12 protein-coding genes and 3 tRNA genes are annotated in these 18,147 nt (G+C 48.4%); 5 read left to right on the top strand and 10 right to left on the bottom strand.

All coding sequences use genetic code 11. From position 1 onward, the window contains the following. Positions 1-180 precede the first annotated feature (180 nt). A complete protein-coding gene (dnaE, locus tag B9A32_RS17230) occupies positions 181-3,717 on the top strand; it encodes a DNA polymerase III subunit alpha (protein ID WP_084071203.1) in 3,537 nt (1,178 codons plus the stop codon). Between the two features lie 141 nt (positions 3,718-3,858). Further along, positions 3,859-4,620, top strand: a complete 762-nt coding sequence (locus B9A32_RS17225) for a TerB family tellurite resistance protein (RefSeq protein WP_084071202.1) — start codon at positions 3,859-3,861, stop codon at positions 4,618-4,620. A 33-nt stretch (positions 4,621-4,653) separates the two neighbouring features. Here the strand turns inward: B9A32_RS17225 and mtaB are convergent, their stop codons facing one another. The 3 genes from mtaB to B9A32_RS17210 form a co-directional block, all read right to left on the bottom strand. Next, on the bottom strand, positions 4,654-6,066 hold the full coding sequence (gene mtaB, locus B9A32_RS17220) for a tRNA (N(6)-L-threonylcarbamoyladenosine(37)-C(2))-methylthiotransferase MtaB (RefSeq protein WP_084071201.1): 1,413 nt from the start codon (positions 6,064-6,066) through the stop codon (positions 4,654-4,656). Between the two features lie 147 nt (positions 6,067-6,213). After that, positions 6,214-7,248 (bottom strand): tRNA 2-thiouridine(34) synthase MnmA, encoded by a 1,035-nt coding sequence (gene mnmA, locus B9A32_RS17215; protein ID WP_084071200.1) that lies wholly within the window; start codon positions 7,246-7,248, stop codon positions 6,214-6,216. After that, a complete protein-coding gene (locus tag B9A32_RS17210; protein WP_084071199.1) occupies positions 7,245-7,679 on the bottom strand; it encodes an NIL domain-containing protein in 435 nt (144 codons plus the stop codon). Before B9A32_RS17210 ends, mnmA begins: the two co-directional genes overlap by 4 nt. Positions 7,680-7,807: 128 nt before the next feature. On the opposite strand from B9A32_RS17210, the gene B9A32_RS17205 reads away from it, so the two are divergent. Beyond that, positions 7,808-10,015, top strand: coding sequence for a serine aminopeptidase domain-containing protein (locus B9A32_RS17205; RefSeq protein WP_084071198.1), 2,208 nt, complete (start codon positions 7,808-7,810; stop codon positions 10,013-10,015). A gap of 99 nt (positions 10,016-10,114) precedes the next feature. Here B9A32_RS17205 and B9A32_RS17200 read toward each other — a convergent pair whose 3' ends face one another. Beyond that, positions 10,115-10,804 (bottom strand): hypothetical protein, encoded by a 690-nt coding sequence (locus B9A32_RS17200; protein WP_084071197.1) that lies wholly within the window; start codon positions 10,802-10,804, stop codon positions 10,115-10,117. Positions 10,805-10,969: 165 nt separating this feature from the next. Further along, on the bottom strand, positions 10,970-13,051 hold the full coding sequence (gene fusA, locus B9A32_RS17195) for an elongation factor G (protein ID WP_084071196.1): 2,082 nt from the start codon (positions 13,049-13,051) through the stop codon (positions 10,970-10,972). A gap of 421 nt (positions 13,052-13,472) precedes the next feature. Between fusA and rsmG the strand changes: the two genes are divergently transcribed. Next, positions 13,473-14,129, top strand: coding sequence for a 16S rRNA (guanine(527)-N(7))-methyltransferase RsmG (rsmG, locus tag B9A32_RS17190; protein WP_212637987.1), 657 nt, complete (start codon positions 13,473-13,475; stop codon positions 14,127-14,129). Between the two features lie 121 nt (positions 14,130-14,250). Here rsmG and B9A32_RS17185 read toward each other — a convergent pair. The 5 genes from B9A32_RS17185 to B9A32_RS17165 all read right to left on the bottom strand — a co-directional run bounded on the left by B9A32_RS17185 (position 14,251) and on the right by B9A32_RS17165 (position 16,846). After that, positions 14,251-14,327: transfer RNA gene (locus B9A32_RS17185), tRNA-Met, on the bottom strand. Positions 14,328-14,375: 48 nt separating this feature from the next. Continuing rightward, positions 14,376-14,452: transfer RNA gene (locus tag B9A32_RS17180), tRNA-Met, on the bottom strand. Between the two features lie 40 nt (positions 14,453-14,492). Next, positions 14,493-14,569: transfer RNA gene (locus tag B9A32_RS17175), tRNA-Met, on the bottom strand. Positions 14,570-14,916: 347 nt separating this feature from the next. Beyond that, positions 14,917-15,519 carry a bifunctional phosphoserine phosphatase/homoserine phosphotransferase ThrH gene (gene thrH / locus B9A32_RS17170; RefSeq protein WP_084071194.1) on the bottom strand — a complete coding sequence of 201 codons (603 nt, stop codon included), beginning with the start codon at positions 15,517-15,519 and terminating at the stop codon, positions 14,917-14,919. 10 nt (positions 15,520-15,529) lie between these two features. Beyond that, on the bottom strand, positions 15,530-16,846 hold the full coding sequence (locus B9A32_RS17165; RefSeq protein WP_084071193.1) for a homoserine dehydrogenase: 1,317 nt from the start codon (positions 16,844-16,846) through the stop codon (positions 15,530-15,532). Between the two features lie 255 nt (positions 16,847-17,101). On the opposite strand from B9A32_RS17165, the gene purM reads away from it, so the two are divergent. After that, positions 17,102-18,145 (top strand): phosphoribosylformylglycinamidine cyclo-ligase, encoded by a 1,044-nt coding sequence (gene purM, locus B9A32_RS17160; RefSeq protein ID WP_084071192.1) that lies wholly within the window; start codon positions 17,102-17,104, stop codon positions 18,143-18,145. Positions 18,146-18,147: the final 2 nt, after the last annotated feature.

The following is an 18,147-nucleotide window of genomic DNA, read 5'->3' as shown; positions in this document are numbered from 1 at the left end:
TGTATGCTTTGCCATGGGCTGATCGATATCAGAATGCGGTCCGCCCGTGGCGATTTATATGAAATACGCCTCAAATCGGGGGGGGTATTTCAAGCTTTGTTGCGGGCAGGCCGAGGCCAGAATATGGCCTGCCCGTGGCAGTTATAAGAAGTTTTTCAGTAATATAAGGCCAATATTTCAATGACAGATTTTGCATCAGCATCAAATTTTTATCATCTCCATGTTCATACTGAGTATTCTCTGCTGGATGGTGCCATCCGCCTGGATGCCCTGCTGAATAAATGCCGGGAATTTGGTATGGATGCCGTTGCCATGACCGACCATGGCACCATGTTTGGTGCTGCCCCCTTTAACGCTAAAGCCCTTAAGGCCGGTATTCGGCCCATCATTGGATGTGAGGTGTATGTTGCCCCCAGAACCATTGAACACAAAACAGCCCAGGATAATAAAAAGTTAAACCACCTGGTGCTGCTTGCCAAGGACAGGGAAGGCTATACAAATCTTTGTAAACTGGCCTCCAGGGCCCAGCTGGAAGGATTCTATTATAAACCCCGGGTGGATAAAGAGATGCTGGTTCAGTACAGCAAGGGGCTCATTGCCATGTCTGCCTGCCTTAAGGGAGAACTTGCCCAGCGTATTCTTGAAAAAAAGATGGATGAGGCAGATGAGGCTGCCCGTTTTTTCATGAAAACCTTTGGGGAAGACAATTTTTTCCTGGAGGTTCAATACAACGGAATGGCCATCCAGGAGACGGTTAACCAGGGGTTACTGGATGTAAGTCAGCGCCTTTCCATTCCCATGGTGGCCACCAACGACTGTCACTATCTGTCAAAGAACGATGTCAGGGCCCACGAGGCTCTCTTGTGCATCCAGACCGGTGACACCCTGAATAACGAAAATCGCTTTAAATTTGATTCGGATCAGCTCTACTTTAAATCCCCCCAGGAGATGATGGATTCCCTGGGGCAGTACCCCGGTGCCATTGAAAATACCTGTAAAATTGCAGCCCGGTGTCATGTGGAATTTGATGATAAAACCTATCATTTCCCCCGATATGAAACAGACACCGACGAAACCGTGGATCAGATTTTTGACCGTCAGGTGCGTGAAGGGTTTGAAAAACGACTGGCTGTACTGAAACGAAAAAACCCGGATATTGATGAAAAACTTTACAGGGAACGTCTGGATTACGAGATTGGCATAATTCTGGACATGGGTTTTCCCGGTTATTTTCTCATTGTGGCGGATTTTATACGCTATTCCAACGAAAACGATATTCCCGTGGGGCCTGGCCGTGGATCGGCTGCCGGCAGCATGGTTGCTTACTCCATGGAGATAACGGCCCTTGACCCCATAGAGCATGGATTGATTTTTGAGCGATTCTTAAATCCGGCCCGTATCAGTATGCCGGATATTGATGTGGACTTTTGCATTGAAGGGCGGGAACAGGTTTATAAGTACGTCATTGACCGATATGGCGGCGGGGAGTATGTCTCCCAGATCATCACCTTTGGAAAGCTTAAGGCCAAGGCTGTGCTTAGGGACGTGGGAAGGGCTTTAGGCGTTCCCCTGCCCGAGGTGGATGTGATCGCAAAAATGGTTCCCGACGGTGCCAAAAATCTCACCCTTGCCATGGAAGAGGTGCCTGCCATTCCGGACAAGGCCGATGGTCATCCCGAGATCCAGGAACTTTTGGATATTTCCCTGCTGCTTGAGGGCTTGCCCCGCCACGCCTCCACCCATGCCGCCGGAGTGGTGATTTCCGACAAACCCCTGGTGGAGTATCTTCCTTTATATAAGGGAAAAGAGGGGGAAGTTGTCACCCAGTTTGACATGAACTATGTGGAAAATCTGGGTCTTGTGAAGTTTGATTTTCTGGGACTTCGTAACCTCACAGTCATTAAAAATACCCTGGCGCTTCTTAAAAAACAGAATAAGCCCATTCCCGATCTTCTGGAGTTGGATTTTGATGATAAGGAGACTTACGAACTTTTGGGCCGAGCTGATACCACAGGGGTTTTTCAGCTGGAAAGCTCGGGCATGAAAGAGCTCATCACCCGGCTGCAGCCCGCCTGTTTCAGCGATATTGTGGCCCTGGTGGCCCTGTATCGGCCCGGTCCCCTGGACAGCGGCATGGCAGACTCCTATGTGGAGAGAAAACATGGCCGGGAAGAGGTGGTGTACCTGTTCCCGGAACTTGAGCCCATCCTAAAAGAAACCTATGGAGTGATCCTCTACCAGGAGCAGGTGATGAAAATTGCCGGGGTCCTGGCCAACTATTCCATGGCCGATGCTGACGGGCTTCGTAAAGCCATGGGTAAAAAAATTGCCGCCATGATGGAGGAGCACCGTGCCCTTTTTCTAAAGGGTGCCAAAGAGAACAATCTATGTGAAAAAAAAGCGGCAGAGCTCTTTGATCTCATGGAAAAATTTGGCGGATACGGGTTTAACAAATCCCACAGTGCGGCCTATGCTCTTATCTGTTTTCAGACAGCTTTTTTAAAAGCCCATTACCCCCGGGAATACATGGCTGCTCTGATGACCAGTGAAATGAGCAACTCCGACAGTGTGGTCAAATACATGGAGGAGTGCCGGAACCAGTCCATTGATGTATTGCCCCCGGATATCAACGAATCCGATGCCGTATTCACAGTTACCAGTTCAGCCATTCGGTTTGGCATGGCTGCCGTGAAAAATGTGGGCACTGCCGCCATTGAATCCATTGTGGAGGCAAGGGACAGTGAGGGACCCTTTAAAACCATCTATGATTTCTGCGAGCGGGTGGCCCTTGGCAAGGTGAACAAGCGGGTGCTGGAAGCATTGATTAAATGCGGTGCCTTTGATTCCACAGGCGCAAAACGCAGTCAGCTCATGGCCACCCTGGAAGATGCCCTGGATCATGGAAATCGTATCCAGCGGGAAAAGGCTGACTCCCAGATGGATCTTTTTGCCGACATGGAAGGGGGTGTTGCGGCCCCGGTAACTCTTCCCAAAATGCCGGACATTGAAGAGTGGGACACCAACGATCTTCTGGCTTTGGAAAAAGAGACCCTTGGATTTTATATCACCGGGCATCCCCTGGAAAAATACCGGAAAATTCTTGCCACCTATGCCAATTACTCCTCCACCACCCTTCATGGGGCCCCGGACAAAATGGGGGTGCGTGTGGGGGGCACCATCCGCCCCTTGAAAATATTAAAAACCAAAAAAGGGGATCTCATGGCCTTTGTGGCCCTGGATGACATCCAGGGCAGTGTGGAGGTGGTGGTGTTTCCCGAGGCCTATGCAGAGTTTCACCAATTGATTTCCGATGAGGCCCCGGTGATTGTCCAGGGTCAGGTTCAGAAAAAAGAAAACACGGTTAAACTCCTGGCCGATCGCATTGTGCCCATGGAGATGGCGGAAAAAGAGTGGACATCCAGCATTCTGATCAATCTTCACACCGATAAAGCCGGGGAAAATGTGCTGGAAAAATTAAAAGATATCGTGGACAGATACCCGGGGGAGTGTCCGGTGTATCTCACTGTGCACATCCAGGGGGGCTCGTCTGTGGTGATTCAGCTTTCAGAAACAGATCGTCTGGAACCGGCCCCGGGGCTTTTCAAGGATGTGACAGACCTTTTGGGAAACGATGCCATTGAATCCCGGTGTGCGCCGGTGAAGAACCGGACCAGGAAGAAAAAATGGTATCCCAGAAATGGTAATGGTGCAAATTAAAACAGCGGTGGATAAGGAATCATCAGGCAGCTCCTTTGAAAATCTGCCTGGATTATTCCCTTGCAAAACAAAATCCAAACAGATGCGTGTATCATGTCTGTGCCGGATGATGAATATTGAAACTATGGAAAGGTAGACAATATGGGATGGCTTGGAAAAGTGGTGGGCGGTACAATCGGTTTTGCTTTGGGAGGCCCCATTGGTGCCGTGGCAGGGGCTGCATTCGGGCATGGCTTTGATAAAAAAGAGGAGCGGTATCTTTCCCGGGGGGGTGTGCTTTCTTCCGGTCTTTCCTCGGATGAACAGGCCCAGATGACCTTTTTTGTGGCAGCGTTTTCCATGCTGGCCAAGCTGGCCAAGGCCGACGGCAGGGTGACCGATTCTGAAATTGCCTCCATTGAGACCTTTATGACAAGGGATCTCAATCTGGATGTAGACGGCAGAAACAGCGCTGTGAATATTTTTCGTCAAGCTCTGAACTCCCCGGAGAGTTTTGATGCCTTTGCCCTGCAGTTTTACCGGGTATTCAGGGTCCAGCCCAGAATCATTGAGTTCATGATGGATGTATTGTTCCGGGTGTCTGCGGCAGACGGTGCCATCTCTGCCCAGGAAGAGGTACTTCTTCAATCGGCGGGAAGAATATTTCAAATCCATGCCGCTGAGTATGAAAAAATAAAGGCCCGGTATGTTAAAACCGTGAATAAAGCCTATGCCGTTCTAAAATGTGATGAAACTGCCACCAATGAGGAGCTTAAAAAAAGTTATCGCAAACTGGTGGCTGAGTATCATCCAGACAAAATTGCATCCAAGGGCTTGCCCGAGGAGTTCACGGCCCTTGCCGGTGACAAGTTCCGGGAGATTCAGGAAGCCTGGGAGAGCATTAAAGCCGAGCGGGGTATCTGATCCTTGGATGCATGGCAGAGGAAAAATAACGTTTCATTGGCTGGACAGCACCTGCCCCGAAAGAATCGGGGGCGTATTTCCATCAATGTGATTCAATTCAACGGAAACCACCTTTTTTTTAAGCTCGTCCGCTCCCTCCACCTGGATGGTGAGGTAATTGGATGTCATGGCCTTTAATTTGCCTGTTACCCCATCTCTTTTATCCTGAATAACCGCTTCCAGGGATCGGCCCAGGTTTCTGGTTTCAAATTCCCGGGTCTTTCGTTCACCCAGGCTTCGCATGATGGTGCACCTCTCCCGGATAATATCCCGGGGCACCTTGTCCGGATAATTAAAGGCCGGGGTTCCTTCCCTGGGGGAAAAGGGAAAAACATGAAGATGGGTGATGGGAAGGGATCGGATAAGATTAAAGGTGCTTTTAAAAGCCTCTTCATTTTCTCCTGGAAAACCCTGGAGAATGTCCACACCAATGGCGGCAAAGGGTTTTTTCCTGCGAATTTTCATGACCAGGGATTTGAACAGGGCCGCATCATAGGGCCGTTTCATTCTGGATAAAATTTCATCATCCCCGCTTTGAAGCGGAATGTGAAAGTGTTCACAGAACATGGGGTTGTTGACCATGAAGTTAATGATGTTATCGGTGAGCTCCCTGGGTTCCACAGAGCTTAATCTGATGCGGTGGATGGGTTTTTCCCGGGCAATGTCCCTTAACAGGGCCTCCAGGGAGCTTTTTTCTTTAAAATCAAGTCCATAGGCCCCGGTGTGAATTCCCGTTAAAATGGCTTCGGCATACCCTTTTTCATCCAGTGCCCGGAGATGGGACATCACTTCCTCCCGGGGCATGCTCCGGCTTCTTCCCCGGGCATGGGGAACAATGCAATAGGTGCAAAAAGAGTTGCATCCATCCTGGATTTTCAGATAGGCCCGGGTGTTATCGCCGGTGACTGCCGCAGGAAAAGATTGAAAATCGGTGTCATGGCAGGCATTGGATAAGGGGTCTTTAACGTTTTCCAGGGGCGTTTCTGCCGAGGTCGGGTTCGGTGATTTTGCTTTATTTTCAGAGTTTTGATTGCCGGGGAGATCTTTTTTTGTTGCATGGTCCGGGGGAAATGCTGCAATAATCGTTTTGGCAATGTTGAATTTATCATGATGCCCGATGACATAATCCACTTCTTTTATCTTTCTGATCTCTTGGGCTGCGGTCTGGGCATGGCATCCGGTGACAATGATCATGGCCCGGGGGTTGCTTCGGATGATACTGCGGGTCTCCTGGCGGGATTGCCGGGTGGCCCGGGCCGTCACTGCACAGGTGTTGATAATGCAGATGTCTGCTTTTTCACATTGTGAGGTGGCTTTCCAGCCATGGGCCATGAGTTCTGATGCAATGCCGTCGGATTCATATTGATTGACCTTGCATCCCAGCGTGGTGATGTAAAATAATTTCATAAAAAATCGGTACCCCCCCTGGGCCTTGGGTCCGGGAGAGGAGTTACCTCCTCCATTTTTTTTTATATGAAATACTCCGTGAATCAGGGGAGTATTTGAATCTTCGTTGTGGGCAGAGCCGGATCAGAATAAGGTCTGCCATGGCAGTTATTGAATGATTCCTGCGCCGATCACCCTGTCATCCATATAAAAAACAGCACCTTGACCGGGGGTTACAGCGTTTTGCGGTCGGTTGAATTCCACTGCAATGCCGTCACTGCCACAGGGCCTTATCTGTGCAGTTTCTCCTTTGTGGCTGTATCGGATTTTGGCTTCAACGGTGATGGGACTTTTAAGGGGGGTGGGCAGAAGCCAGTTCACCTGTTTCACTTTAAAATGAGTTTCCAGAAGATCTTCCTTGAATCCCACCACCAGCCGGTTGTTTTCCATGTCAATTTTTTTAACATAGTAAGGGGCAGGCCCCGGGCAATTCAAGCCCCGGCGCTGGCCCACAGTGTAACAATGCAAGCCCTTGTGCTGCCCCAATGTATCCCCGGCAGGGGTGACAATGGGGCCGGGCCTGAATGTTTCTTTCCGGGTATGGGTAACAATGAAATCGCTAAATGAGGACTCTTTAATGAAGCAGATATCCTGGCTCTCCTTTTGTTCCGGTGGAGAAAGATTATGGGACCGGGCCAGGGCCACCACCTCCTGTTTGGTCATGTTTCCCAATGGGAAAATGGCTTTCTGCAGCTGATTTGCGGTTAGCATGGCCAGAAAATAGGACTGCTCCTTGATGCTGTCCATTCCCCTGTAAAGGGCAGGGATACCCTGGTCATTGATTTTCATTCTGGCATAATGACCCGTGGCAAGGTGGGTGGCCCCGTGCTGAACGGCTGCCGACACCAATGAGCCGAACTTGATGGTCTGGTTGCAGATGATGCATGGGTTGGGGGTTTTGCCGGAAAGATAGGTGGTGGTAAAATAATCCACCACATGTCGGGTGAACTGACGGGACAGATCCACGGTGAGTATCTTCAGCCCCAGTTGCCGGGAAAGGGACGGGATGTCAACGGGGTGGGATTCGTATCCTGTGGTAAAATGAATACCGAACAATTCTGTGTGTGGCTGTTGTTTCAGCAGAAAGGCAGACACAAGAGAGTCCACCCCTCCGCTTACGGCAATGGCAATTTTCTTTTTCACTGAAGCATGTCTTCGGTGTTTTTGGAGGAATAAAGCCCCATGGCCCGGGTGGGGCAGGTGACAATGCACAGCTCACACACAGTGCATTTGTCCTTGTCATAGATAACTTCCATCTCCGGTCGTTTTACATAAAGGGCCTGGGTGGGGCACACTGCCGTGCAGGCACCGCAATGGGTGCACTTTGAGGTGTCCCGCCAGATTTCCTGTTCTGCGGAACTGACCCGGACGCCCTGATTTTTCAGGTATCTGACCCCTTTTTTATAATTGTCCCGGGTACCGCAGATTTCAAGAACCATATAGCCGTCCTTGCTGTTGGACACCTTGGCCCCAAGAATGTTGAAAAGCAGGTCATATTTTTTGGTCAGGTAGCACACCACCGCTTTTTGGGCCACAGCCGGTGGAAAATGAAGAATTAATATTTTAGAATACAAAGCAGCTCCTTAGGCTTTTTGATAATAATTTTTTGACAAAATCATAATTTAAGAAATATTATGGTTGCGGTCAAGGGTTATGTTTGAAAGTCAGGCAATTGCCTGAAAGCATTTTACAGGGACAACCAATGAATCGATTTGCCTATTACATGTCCGGGTATGCCTTTAAAGCATTCTCCGGGTTTTCAAAAACCCGGGTGACCCTCCATGGTGAAGAAAATATTCCCCGGGGGTCCATTATTTATACGGCCAACCATTTCACCCGCATTGAAACGGTGTTTCTTCCTTACCACATCCATGGGATCACCAAAAAACCGGTGTGGTCCCTGGCGGCGGCGGAGTTGTTCCAGGGCGCTTTAAAGGGAACCCTGGAAGCCATGGGGGCCGTGTCCACCAAAGATCCACGGAGAGATTTTCTCATTGTTAAAGGGTTGTTATCCGGCAGGGCCGAGTGCATTATTTTCCCCGAAGGACTCATGGTTAAAAATAAAAAAATTCTGGTGGATGAGGGGTTTCGAATCTATCAGGACGGCGAGTTCCAGCGCCCCCACACCGGGGCTGCCACCATTGCCCTTCGCACAGAATTTTACCGGGAACGACTCCGTCGAGCCAGGGAAAAAAATCTTGATGAATTTAATCGTCTGGTGGAAATTTATGAAATAGATTCACCGGATACAGTGCTGGATAATGAAACCTTTATCATGCCGGTGAATATCACCTATTATCCGGTGCGGGCCAAGGAAAATATGCTCAGCCGCATTGCACAGAACATGATAGACAACCCTTCCCGACGCATGATGGATGAGCTGATGACCGAGGGCACCATGGTGTTTTCCGGTGTGGATGTGGATATCCGCTTTGGCCGGGCCATCTCTGTGCGGGATATTTTTTCCAACGGATTTGTGGAAAGTGATGTCACCTCCCGGCGGCGGGTGGAATTTTCTCCCCGTTTAAGTTCCAACCATGTGATGCGATCAGGGGCCCTTGACCTCATGAATCAATACATGTCCCAGGTGTATGGCATGACCACCTTGAATTATGATCATATTTTTGCATCCATTCTGAAATATCTGCCCGATGACGGAAAAATCATTGACGGTTATGAATTCCGGTGCCGGGCATTTCTGGCCACCCAGGCCTGTAACATGTCGCTGCATTGCCATTTCCACAAAAGCCTTTATGATAATCAAGTGCATATCCTCATTGACGACCGTTTTAGCCGGTATGAGGATTTCATGCGGGTGGCTTATGAAACAGGGGTTGTTTCTATTCAAGGTGATCAATTTAATAAAAATCAGGCAAAATTTACCACTCATTCTGAATTTCACACGGCCAGGGTGGAAAACCCGGTGTCTGTCATTGCCAATGAGGTGGAACCCCTTGTTTCACTCCAGGCGTATTTCAAGGAGCTTGCAGTGAAATCGGGACATGAAATTCTTGAGCTGATCAGAGAACAGCTTTTGGCCAAACATCAAAGTGAGTTTGAGGCTGATTTCATGAAATCTGAATCTGATGAAATAATCCGGGATAAACGGTGTGGCGCCCCTTTGCTCCTAAGGGGAAATAAAGATACCCCGGCAGTACTGCTTCTCCACGATTATCTGTCATCCCCCGGAGAAATGAAACCCCTGGCAACCCATCTTAATGACAAAGGCTTTACCGTGTATGTACCACGGCTTAAGGGGCATGGTACCTCTGTGGAGGACCTTGCCGGGGTCAGTTTTGAACAATGGCTGGAGTCCGCTGAGGAGGCCCTGGTGGTGGTGCGTCATCTTCGTTCTCGTTTTGCCGTGGGAGGCGTGGGGATGGGAGGGAGCATGGCCATATACCTTCAGGCCCGGAGTTTGGATCCGTTTGCTTTTTTTGCCGTGTCCCCACCTTTTTCCATAAAGGACTTTTCTACCTCGTTTACGGCATCTTCAGGGGTTTGGTGGCAACAGATGATGAAGAAAGCCGGAACACCGTCGGAAAAAAAGGTAGAGGATGGAAACGGTTCTGTGAATTCACCGGGGGGGTATGATAAAAATCCTGTTGCAGGCATGAAACAGGTGGAAAAATTTCTGGATCAGACAGAACCCTTTGTAAAGAAAATCAAGGCTCCGGGTTTAATTATACAGTGCCGGAACAATCCTGTGGTGGATGTCCAGGGCAGTGAAAAAATATTTAAGCGCCTGGGATCAGACATAAAAGAATTTTATCTTTTTGATATAAAACAGCACGGGCTTCCCCCTCTGGGCAGCCAGGGCAGCGCCAGGATGTTCGGGGCCATTTGTCAATTTCTGATGGGAGTTCTCTCCCTTTCACATAAAAAAAACCATGACGGCCGGGAATATTAAACTGCAATATTCCCGGATATGTCATGGTAATAAGCGCGCCTATTCCAGATGTTCACCCATCATAAAAGGGGGGTGTGAATCTCAAGGTGCCCCAAACGGTTAAGATTGCATCATTGTTGCCGGATCAAGGAGAAAAATTTTATTTTCACTGTCACCGTCTTTCAGGACAACCACTTCGATTTTGTCTTCCTGGGGACTGAGAAAAAGAGCCTTGTCAAAATGATCCTTGGTTTTATCCAGCTGGGGGGGGAATCCTTCCGGGGTGAGGGCCTCTTCCCGGTGACTTTTCATGGAAAACCAGGTGGAAATGGCAAAATCATCGGCCAGCTTTGCTGCTTCTTCCAGGATAACGGTATTGTCCTGGTCAAAGTCAATGCCGTCAATGACCATCATGGCTGGCAGTTCCAGATTTTCCTTTTTTAGAGTGGTCAGGTATTCCCGAATGTTGTCGCAGGAAAAGTTGCTCTCATTGTAGCTGATACCCAGTTTGCAGGTATCAATGTCTTCCCAGAGCCGATTGGCTTTTACGGGATCAATGTACCCCACACTGTCAATGAGATTGGTATATCCCTCTTTATAGCGAACATTGATTTTATCAATGGGGTCATCCAGGCTGATGTGAATAGTTTTTTTACCATCCAGCAGCCAGCACATGGCCACCTGAACAAGAAATTGTGTTTTTCCGACACCGGCCCTTGAAACCACGACGCCGAAACGGCCCTGTTCAAGATTTTCTTTGCCCAGTATTTGAATCACCGGGCTCTTGGGGATAAGATCTTTTCTCAGCATTTTTACCTCACTTTATCTATTCTTAGAAAACCCGGCCTGTCAAAGCAGGCCCGGTTTTCATTGTTTATCATTGCCCCGGGCAGAACCCATATTGTGCATTGGTTTACCCATAGCAAAATTTGAAACCCCGGACTTTTATTATTAAAAACCGGGTGAAGTCTGTTTTTAGTTTTTCTTCTTTTCTTCTTCTTTGGCTTTTACGATATCTTCAGCCACGGACTGGGGAACCTGCTTATAAGCGGCAAATTCCATGGTAAACTGGGCCTTGCCCTGGGTGGCAGAACGAAGAATTGTGGAAAAACCGAACATTTCAGAAAGAGGTACCTGGGACTCAATCACAGACATGACTCCCTCTTCCTGGGAGCCCTGGATGATTCCCCGACGCTGGTTGATCAAGCCCATGCAAGAGCCCTGGAATTCGTTGGGGGTTTCAATGACCACCTTCATGATGGGTTCGTGGATAACCGGTTTTGCCTTGAGATAAGCTTCAAGAAATCCCCCCCGGGCAGCTGCCTGGAAGGCCATTTCAGAGGAATCCACCGCATGGAAGGCACCATCCATCAGGGTGACTTTCACACCGGTGACAGGGAATTCCATTTTGGGCCCTTTGTCCATGCAGGAAAGGAAGCCCTTTTCACAGGAGGAAATAAACTGGGTGGGAATTCGTCCACCGGTAACTTTGTTGGTAAATTCAAATTCTTCTTCACACGGCTCCATGAATCCGGAAACCCGGCCAAACTGACCTGAACCACCGGTCTGTTTTTTATGGGTGTAATTGAACTCAGCCTTTTTGGTGATGGTTTCCCGATAGGCAACCCGGGGTTGACCGGTGTTCACATCGGCCTTGTATTCCCGTTTCATTCGTTCAACATACACTTCAAGGTGAAGCTCTCCCATGCCTTGAATGATGGTTTCCCCGGTTTCCTTGTCCACATAGGTTCTAAAGGTTGGATCTTCTTTGGTGAATCGGTTCAGGGCCTTGGACATGTTGATCTGGGATTTGTTGTCCACAGGGGCAAGAGACAGGGAAATAACCGGTTCCATGATGTGCATGGAGATCATGGAGTAGTTAACACTGGGACTGACAAAGGTGTCCCCGGAAGCACAGTCAACGCCGAACATGGCGCCGATGTGGCCTGCGGGGATTTCATCAATGTCCTCCATTTCCGAGGAATGCATGCGGATGAGTCGGCCCACTTTTACTTTTCTGCCGTCCCGGGAGTTGATGATGGTGTCGCCTTTTTTCAGGGTTCCCTGGTATACACGGATATAGGTGAGCTGGCCGTATTGGCCGTCTTCAAGCTTAAATCCAAGGGCCACGGTGGGGGCTTCAAAATCACTGGTCAGGGTAACGGTTTCTTCGTTGTTGTCCAGATCAATGGCTTCGTTTTCAATGTCAATGGGGGCGGGCAGGAACTTGAGCACAGCATCCAGAAGGGGTTGAACCGCTGTATTTTTATAGGCGGATCCCATGAAAACAGGTGTCATCTGACGGGAGATGGTACCGGTTCGCACGGCATCCACAATAAGTTCTTCCGTGATTTCCTTTTCTTCCAGGATGGCATCGGTGAGATCATCGGAATACATGGATGCGGCATCAATCATGATTTCCCGTTTTTCTTCTGCCTCTTCCATCAATTCGGCGGGAATCTCCTTGACCACAACGGTTTCACCGTTATCACCTTCAAAATAGTAGGCCTGCATGGTGATGAGATCCACAACACCTTCCAGGCGATCTTCAAGGCCAATGGGGATCTGCATTAAAACGGAGTTGTGCCCCAGTTTTTCCCGAAGCTGGTTGGCCACCCGGTAGGGGTTGGCACCGCTTCGATCACATTTGTTTACAAATGCAATACAGGGAACTTCATAGCGCTTCATTTGTTGATCAACGGTGATGGACTGGGATTGAACGCCGGAAACCGAGCAGAGGATGAGCACCACACCGTCAAGAACCCTGAGAGACCGCTCCACCTCCACGGTGAAATCCACATGGCCGGGGGTGTCAATGATGTTAACATCATTTCCCTTCCATTCACAGTGGGTGGCAGCAGAGGCAATGGTGATACCTCGTTCTTTTTCAAGTTCCATGGAGTCCATGACCGCGCCGGCACCGTCTTTGCCTCTTACCTCGTGGATCTGATGTATTCTATCTGTATAGAATAAAATTCTTTCTGTAAGCGTTGTTTTACCTGAATCAATGTGGGCACTGATTCCGATATTCCTTACTCTTTTTAAGTCCTTAAGCATGATCAAAAAATCCTTTAACTGAAATTAATACACAATTCAGCTGTCACCATTGTCCATATCAGGGATATTCGGTGAAAATTGTCTGTGTCTTCTAAATCGTTTTAATATTTGATAAATGAAAATTGCTTTGCTATTATCAGCTTTGCGGGTGTTTAAAGCACATAATAAAAAATTTTGTTATTATAATTGTATCAAGAGTGAAAGTCAATATAAAAACAGGTATTCTCCGTAAAATTTGTTTTTGGGTATTTGGTCCGGCGGTATGGTTGCTTGGTCGGTGTTCCGTATCTGCCGTTGGAGGCTGTATGGTATGTCAATGGAAATGGATGTACTTCCGGTTTGGATGAAAGTGAAATATTGGACAAGTATTTAAATTTGTTTTTCGAGTGTATTTGGGGATGGGGCTTTATTAAAAATGACAATGAAATGTTTTGATGATCAGTGGATGGAGATGATTGCCCGGGGGGCAGGGCAGATGGGGGTGCGCATTGAAAAAGACCAGCTGGATGCCATGGCCTTTCACGCGGCTGAATTAATCAAGTGGAATAAAAAATTCAATATTACCGCCATCACTGATCCTGTTGGAATGGCAGTGAAGCATTTTGTGGATTCCGTGGCTCTGATCCCCTGGGTGCCCCAGGGTGCAGCGGTGGTGGATTTGGGGTCCGGTGGAGGATTTCCGGGAATTCCGCTTGCAATATGCCGCCCGGATATTCGTGTGGTAATGGTGGATGCCTCCAGAAAAAAAGTCAGTTTTTTAAATCATGTGGTGCGCATGGAAAATTTATCCCATGCCACAGCTCTTCACTCCCGGGTGGAGATTCTGGCAGGGGATGACAAGTATGCCGGAAAATTTGATATGGCTGTGTCCCGGGCGTTTACTGGGTTGGGTCGTTTTGTGGATCTGGCCCTGCCTTTTTTGTCAAGTCAGGGGAAGATTGTTGCCATGAAGGGAGATTTGTCCACAGAGGAGGTGGAAGAGGTTGACGGCAGTTGTTTTGATGTGGATATAAAGCGCTACTGCCTTCCCAATGGAGATCGGCGTGCCCTGGTGGTGGGTGTAAGGTCTTGTTGCTGAGCTGGGTTCAATGTTTGTTGTGGGCAGATCCGATCGCCAATATGATCTGCCCGTGGCAGTTGTAAAAAAACAAAAAAGGGAAGACCGATTATGATCTTCCCTATTTGGAATTTTATATATATGGTAGCGGGGAGAGGATTCGAACCTCTGACCTTCGGGTTATGAGCCCGACGAGCTACCAGACTGCTCCACCCCGCAACACAAAAAACTAAAATATGTCATGATAAAAAATTTAATACCATTGTGTGGTAGCGGGGAGAGGATTCGAACCCCTGACCTTCGGGTTATGAGCCCGACGAGCTACCAGACTGCTCCACCCCGCAACACAAAAAACAACGTGGTAGAAAATTTAATATCGTTATGTGGTAGCGGGGAGAGGATTCGAACCTCTGACCTTCGGGTTATGAGCCCGACGAGCTACCAGACTGCTCCACCCCGCAACAACCCGGGTAATATAGGGTAAGTGGATGGGCAAGTCAAGCCCTTTTTCTGCCAAGGGCTTTTTTTATTCTGGATGGACCTTTGATCCTTTATTTTACAGATCTGACAACGGCCCACCGGGGGCGCTGGTCCTTGAATTATCAAGTGCCTTTTTTGTTATCTCAACTTTCGGTGTTCGCACTTCGTGGTGGGTCAGGCTTTCGTTATTGACATTATCGAGGCTTTTTTCGTTGGCAAAGGTCTTGGTCGATAACATCAATAACAAAAGCCTGACCCCGTCGGCACACTGAGCTCATCGGTGCATTTAAAAATGCCGGCTTTGAAATGAAGCCCGAAAGTTGAGTTATTATTCTAAAAGCTCTGTCAATTTTGCCTTTAACTCATCATAATTACGGGTGACAGCCAGTTCCGGGAATTCTTTAATCACATTGTCCGGGGGGCAGAATAAAAAGCCATGATCCGCCGCCTTGAGCATGGCGGTATCATTATAGGAATCCCCAAATGCAATGGTTCTGTAATTCAAGGATTTAAATGCCTGGATGGCTTTTTTCTTCTGGCTGGCCTGGCGCAGGTTATAATCGCTGATACTTCCGTCCGGGGCAATGGTGAGGCTGTGGCACAGCAGGGCCGGATAGTTGAGTTTTTTCATCAACGGCCTTGCAAACTCCTCAAAGGTGTCAGACAAGATGATGATCTGATATTTTTCACGAATCCAGTTCAGGGTCTCAAAGGCCCCTTCAATGGGGTCCATGGTGGCAATGACATCGGTGATGTCCTTTAATTTTAACCCATGGGCCGCCATGACAGAAAGCCTTTTTTGCATGAGCACATCATAGTCTGAAATGTCCCTTGTGGTGAGCTTCAGGTCTTCAATGCCGGTTTTTTTTGCAACATTGATCCAGATTTCAGGGATAAAAACCCCTTCCAGATCCGAACAGATGATATTCATTTTTGTTGTCCTATTGATCGTTGAGTTTGTCTTCAATTCTAATGATAATGGATTTTTCCGGTATGGAATCCAGGTTGGAGATTTTAGCAAGGGCATCCTGCACATCTTTTTCCCTGGCAATGTGTGTGGTCATGACAATGGGGACTGTACCATTGGCCCGGCGACCTTTCTGGTGGACAGATTTAATGCTGATGCCGTATTCTGCCAGAATGCCTGACACCCGGGAAAGAACACCGGGTTGATCCAGGGCTGCCAGGCGAATATAGTATCCGGTGTTAATGTCAGACACCGGTTTAACGGCAATCTTTTTGATATTGTCCCCGGGATATGACAAAATGGGCACCCGCTGGCCGCACCCTGAAATGATATTTCTTGCAATGTCCGCAATGTCGCTGAGCACGGCACTTGCCGTGGGCATCATGCCGGCCCCGGCACCATAGAGCATGGTCTGTCCCGAAGCGTCACCGTCAATGGTGATGGCGTTCATGGCTTTGTCCACATGGGCAAGGGGGTTATCCAGGGGGATCATGGCCGGATGAACCCTTGCCTCCACTGTGTCATCCTCATTTTTGCTGATGGCCAGAAGTTTAATGCAATAACCAAACTCCCTGGCAAATTCAATGTCCATGGGAGTGATGTTGCTGATGCCCTCCACATGGATATCCCCAAGATTGATCTCCATGCCGTAGGCCAGGGCTGCAAGGATGGCAAGTTTGTGGGCGGAATCGTGGCCTTCCACATCCAGAAAGGGGTCCGCTTCGGCATACCCCTTTGCCTGGGCCTCTTTCAGGGCATCCCCAAAGGGACATCCCTCTTTGGATATTTTGGTGAGAATGTAGTTGCAAGTACCGTTTAAAATCCCTGTGAAAGATTCAATGCGATTGCCCACCAGGGATTCCCGAATGCTTTTAACCACGGGCATGCATCCCCCGCAACTGGCTTCAAAGGCATATTCCACTCCATTGGCCGTGGCGGTTTTCACAAGTTCGTTGCCATGGGAGGCAATGAGTGCCTTGTTGGCCGTTACCACATGTTTTTTGTTTTCCAGAGCTTTAAGGGTAAATGTCTGGGCAATGGTTTTGCCGCCGATGAGTTCAACCACAATGTCAATGTCTGGATCATTGAGGACTTGCTCTGCATCGGAAATAAAAACACCCTCTTTAAAGGTGATGCCCCGGGGGGTGTGGGTGTCCAGGTCTGCAACGTATTTAAGGTTTAGTCCCGTGCCGATGCGTGATTTAAGCAATTCATGGTTTTCCATGAGAAGCTTTGCCACGCCGGTGCCCACTATGCCACACCCCAGTATGCCGATATTTATATCCTTCATTACAAAATCTCCCGAAGTCTGTTGATAAAGTTGCATTAAATATAAATGTGAAATACATGATCATGGGCTTGATGTCAAAAAAGTTTTGACAATTGAACAGAATAAGTTTAGAATTTTTGACTTAATTTTAAGCCTTTATATCTAATAATCACCATGGATAAATTTAACTTTTTATTTGGGTTTATCCGCAACAAAGATGGAAAATGAATTCTGGTCTGCCAGCATTTTCACATAAAAAATTTTAGGAGCAATCACATGGGAGAGTCCATAACCTATGCCGATGCAGGCGTTGATATTGATAAAGCAAATGACCTTGTCGGCGTCATTAAAACGCTTGCAAAATCCACACCCAGATCCGGTGTCATGGGAGAAATCGGTGGCTTTGGCGGCCTCTATTCCCTGAATCTATCCAACTGTTCAAATCCTGTTCTGGTCAGTTCCACAGACGGGGTGGGCACAAAACTTAAAATTGCCTTTATGATGGATCGTCATGATACCATCGGCATTGACCTTGTGGCCATGTGTGTGAATGATATTGTGGTCCAGGGGGCAAAACCGCTTTTTTTCCTTGATTACCTTGCCATGAGTAATCTGGATAATACCAAGGCTGCCAGTATCATCGAGGGCATAGCCAAGGGATGTTGTGAAGCCCAATGCTCTCTTATCGGCGGTGAAACCGCAGAGATGCCGGGAATGTACCACGACGGAGAATATGATCTGTCAGGGTTTTCCGTGGGTATTGTGGACAACGCCAAGATCATTGACGGATCAGAAATTCGTAATGGTCATAAATTAATCGGTATTGCCTCCAGCGGTGTTCACAGTAACGGGTTCTCCCTGGTGCGTAAAATTTGTTTTGATGCCTGTCAATACAAGGTGGATACCCATATCCCGGATCTTGGAAAAACCCTTGGTGAAGAGCTGATAACACCCACGCGCATTTATTGCAGTACCCTTCTGGGCCTTGCCCGGGATCTTCCCATCCATGGCATTGCCCATATCACCGGTGGGGGGATTGATGAGAATATCATCCGGGTGATTCCCAATGCCTGTAAGGTGAAGGTGGAGAGCGGAAGCTGGGACATTCCCCCTGTGTTTTCTTTTCTTCAAAAGGCCGGGAATGTGGATGAGCGGGAAATGCACCGTACATTTAATAATGGGCTGGGCATGATTGTTGTGGTACCTGAAGAAAATGCCCAGGAGGTGATGGATCGTCTCAGCGCCATGGAAGAGAAAGCCTTTCTCATTGGAGAGATAACCGCCCGGGAGGCTTCAGAGCCCCAGGTGGAATGGGTCTGATT

It is taken from the genome of Desulfocicer vacuolatum DSM 3385 (genome assembly GCF_900176365.1).
Classification (GTDB): domain Bacteria; phylum Desulfobacterota; class Desulfobacteria; order Desulfobacterales; family Desulfobacteraceae; genus Desulfocicer; species Desulfocicer vacuolatum.
The sequence above is the reverse complement of the archived record's forward strand: the minus strand, read 5'-3'. Positions and strand labels throughout refer to the sequence as shown.

What these genes read in the sequence shown, in the direction of transcription:
- dnaE (WP_084071203.1), top strand. Translation starts at nt 181, where the DNA reads ATGACAGATTTTGCATCAGCATCAAATTTTTATCATCTCCATGTTCAT.
- B9A32_RS17225 (WP_084071202.1), top strand. Translation starts at nt 3,859, where the DNA reads ATGGGATGGCTTGGAAAAGTGGTGGGCGGTACAATCGGTTTTGCTTTG.
- mtaB (WP_084071201.1), bottom strand. Translation starts at nt 6,066, where the DNA reads ATGAAATTATTTTACATCACCACGCTGGGATGCAAGGTCAATCAATAT.
- B9A32_RS17205 (WP_084071198.1), top strand. Translation starts at nt 7,808, where the DNA reads ATGAATCGATTTGCCTATTACATGTCCGGGTATGCCTTTAAAGCATTC.
- B9A32_RS17200 (WP_084071197.1), bottom strand. Translation starts at nt 10,804, where the DNA reads ATGCTGAGAAAAGATCTTATCCCCAAGAGCCCGGTGATTCAAATACTG.
- fusA (WP_084071196.1), bottom strand. Translation starts at nt 13,051, where the DNA reads ATGCTTAAGGACTTAAAAAGAGTAAGGAATATCGGAATCAGTGCCCAC.
- rsmG (WP_212637987.1), top strand. Translation starts at nt 13,473, where the DNA reads ATGAAATGTTTTGATGATCAGTGGATGGAGATGATTGCCCGGGGGGCA.
- thrH (WP_084071194.1), bottom strand. Translation starts at nt 15,519, where the DNA reads ATGAATATCATCTGTTCGGATCTGGAAGGGGTTTTTATCCCTGAAATC.
- B9A32_RS17165 (WP_084071193.1), bottom strand. Translation starts at nt 16,846, where the DNA reads ATGAAGGATATAAATATCGGCATACTGGGGTGTGGCATAGTGGGCACC.
- purM (WP_084071192.1), top strand. Translation starts at nt 17,102, where the DNA reads ATGGGAGAGTCCATAACCTATGCCGATGCAGGCGTTGATATTGATAAA.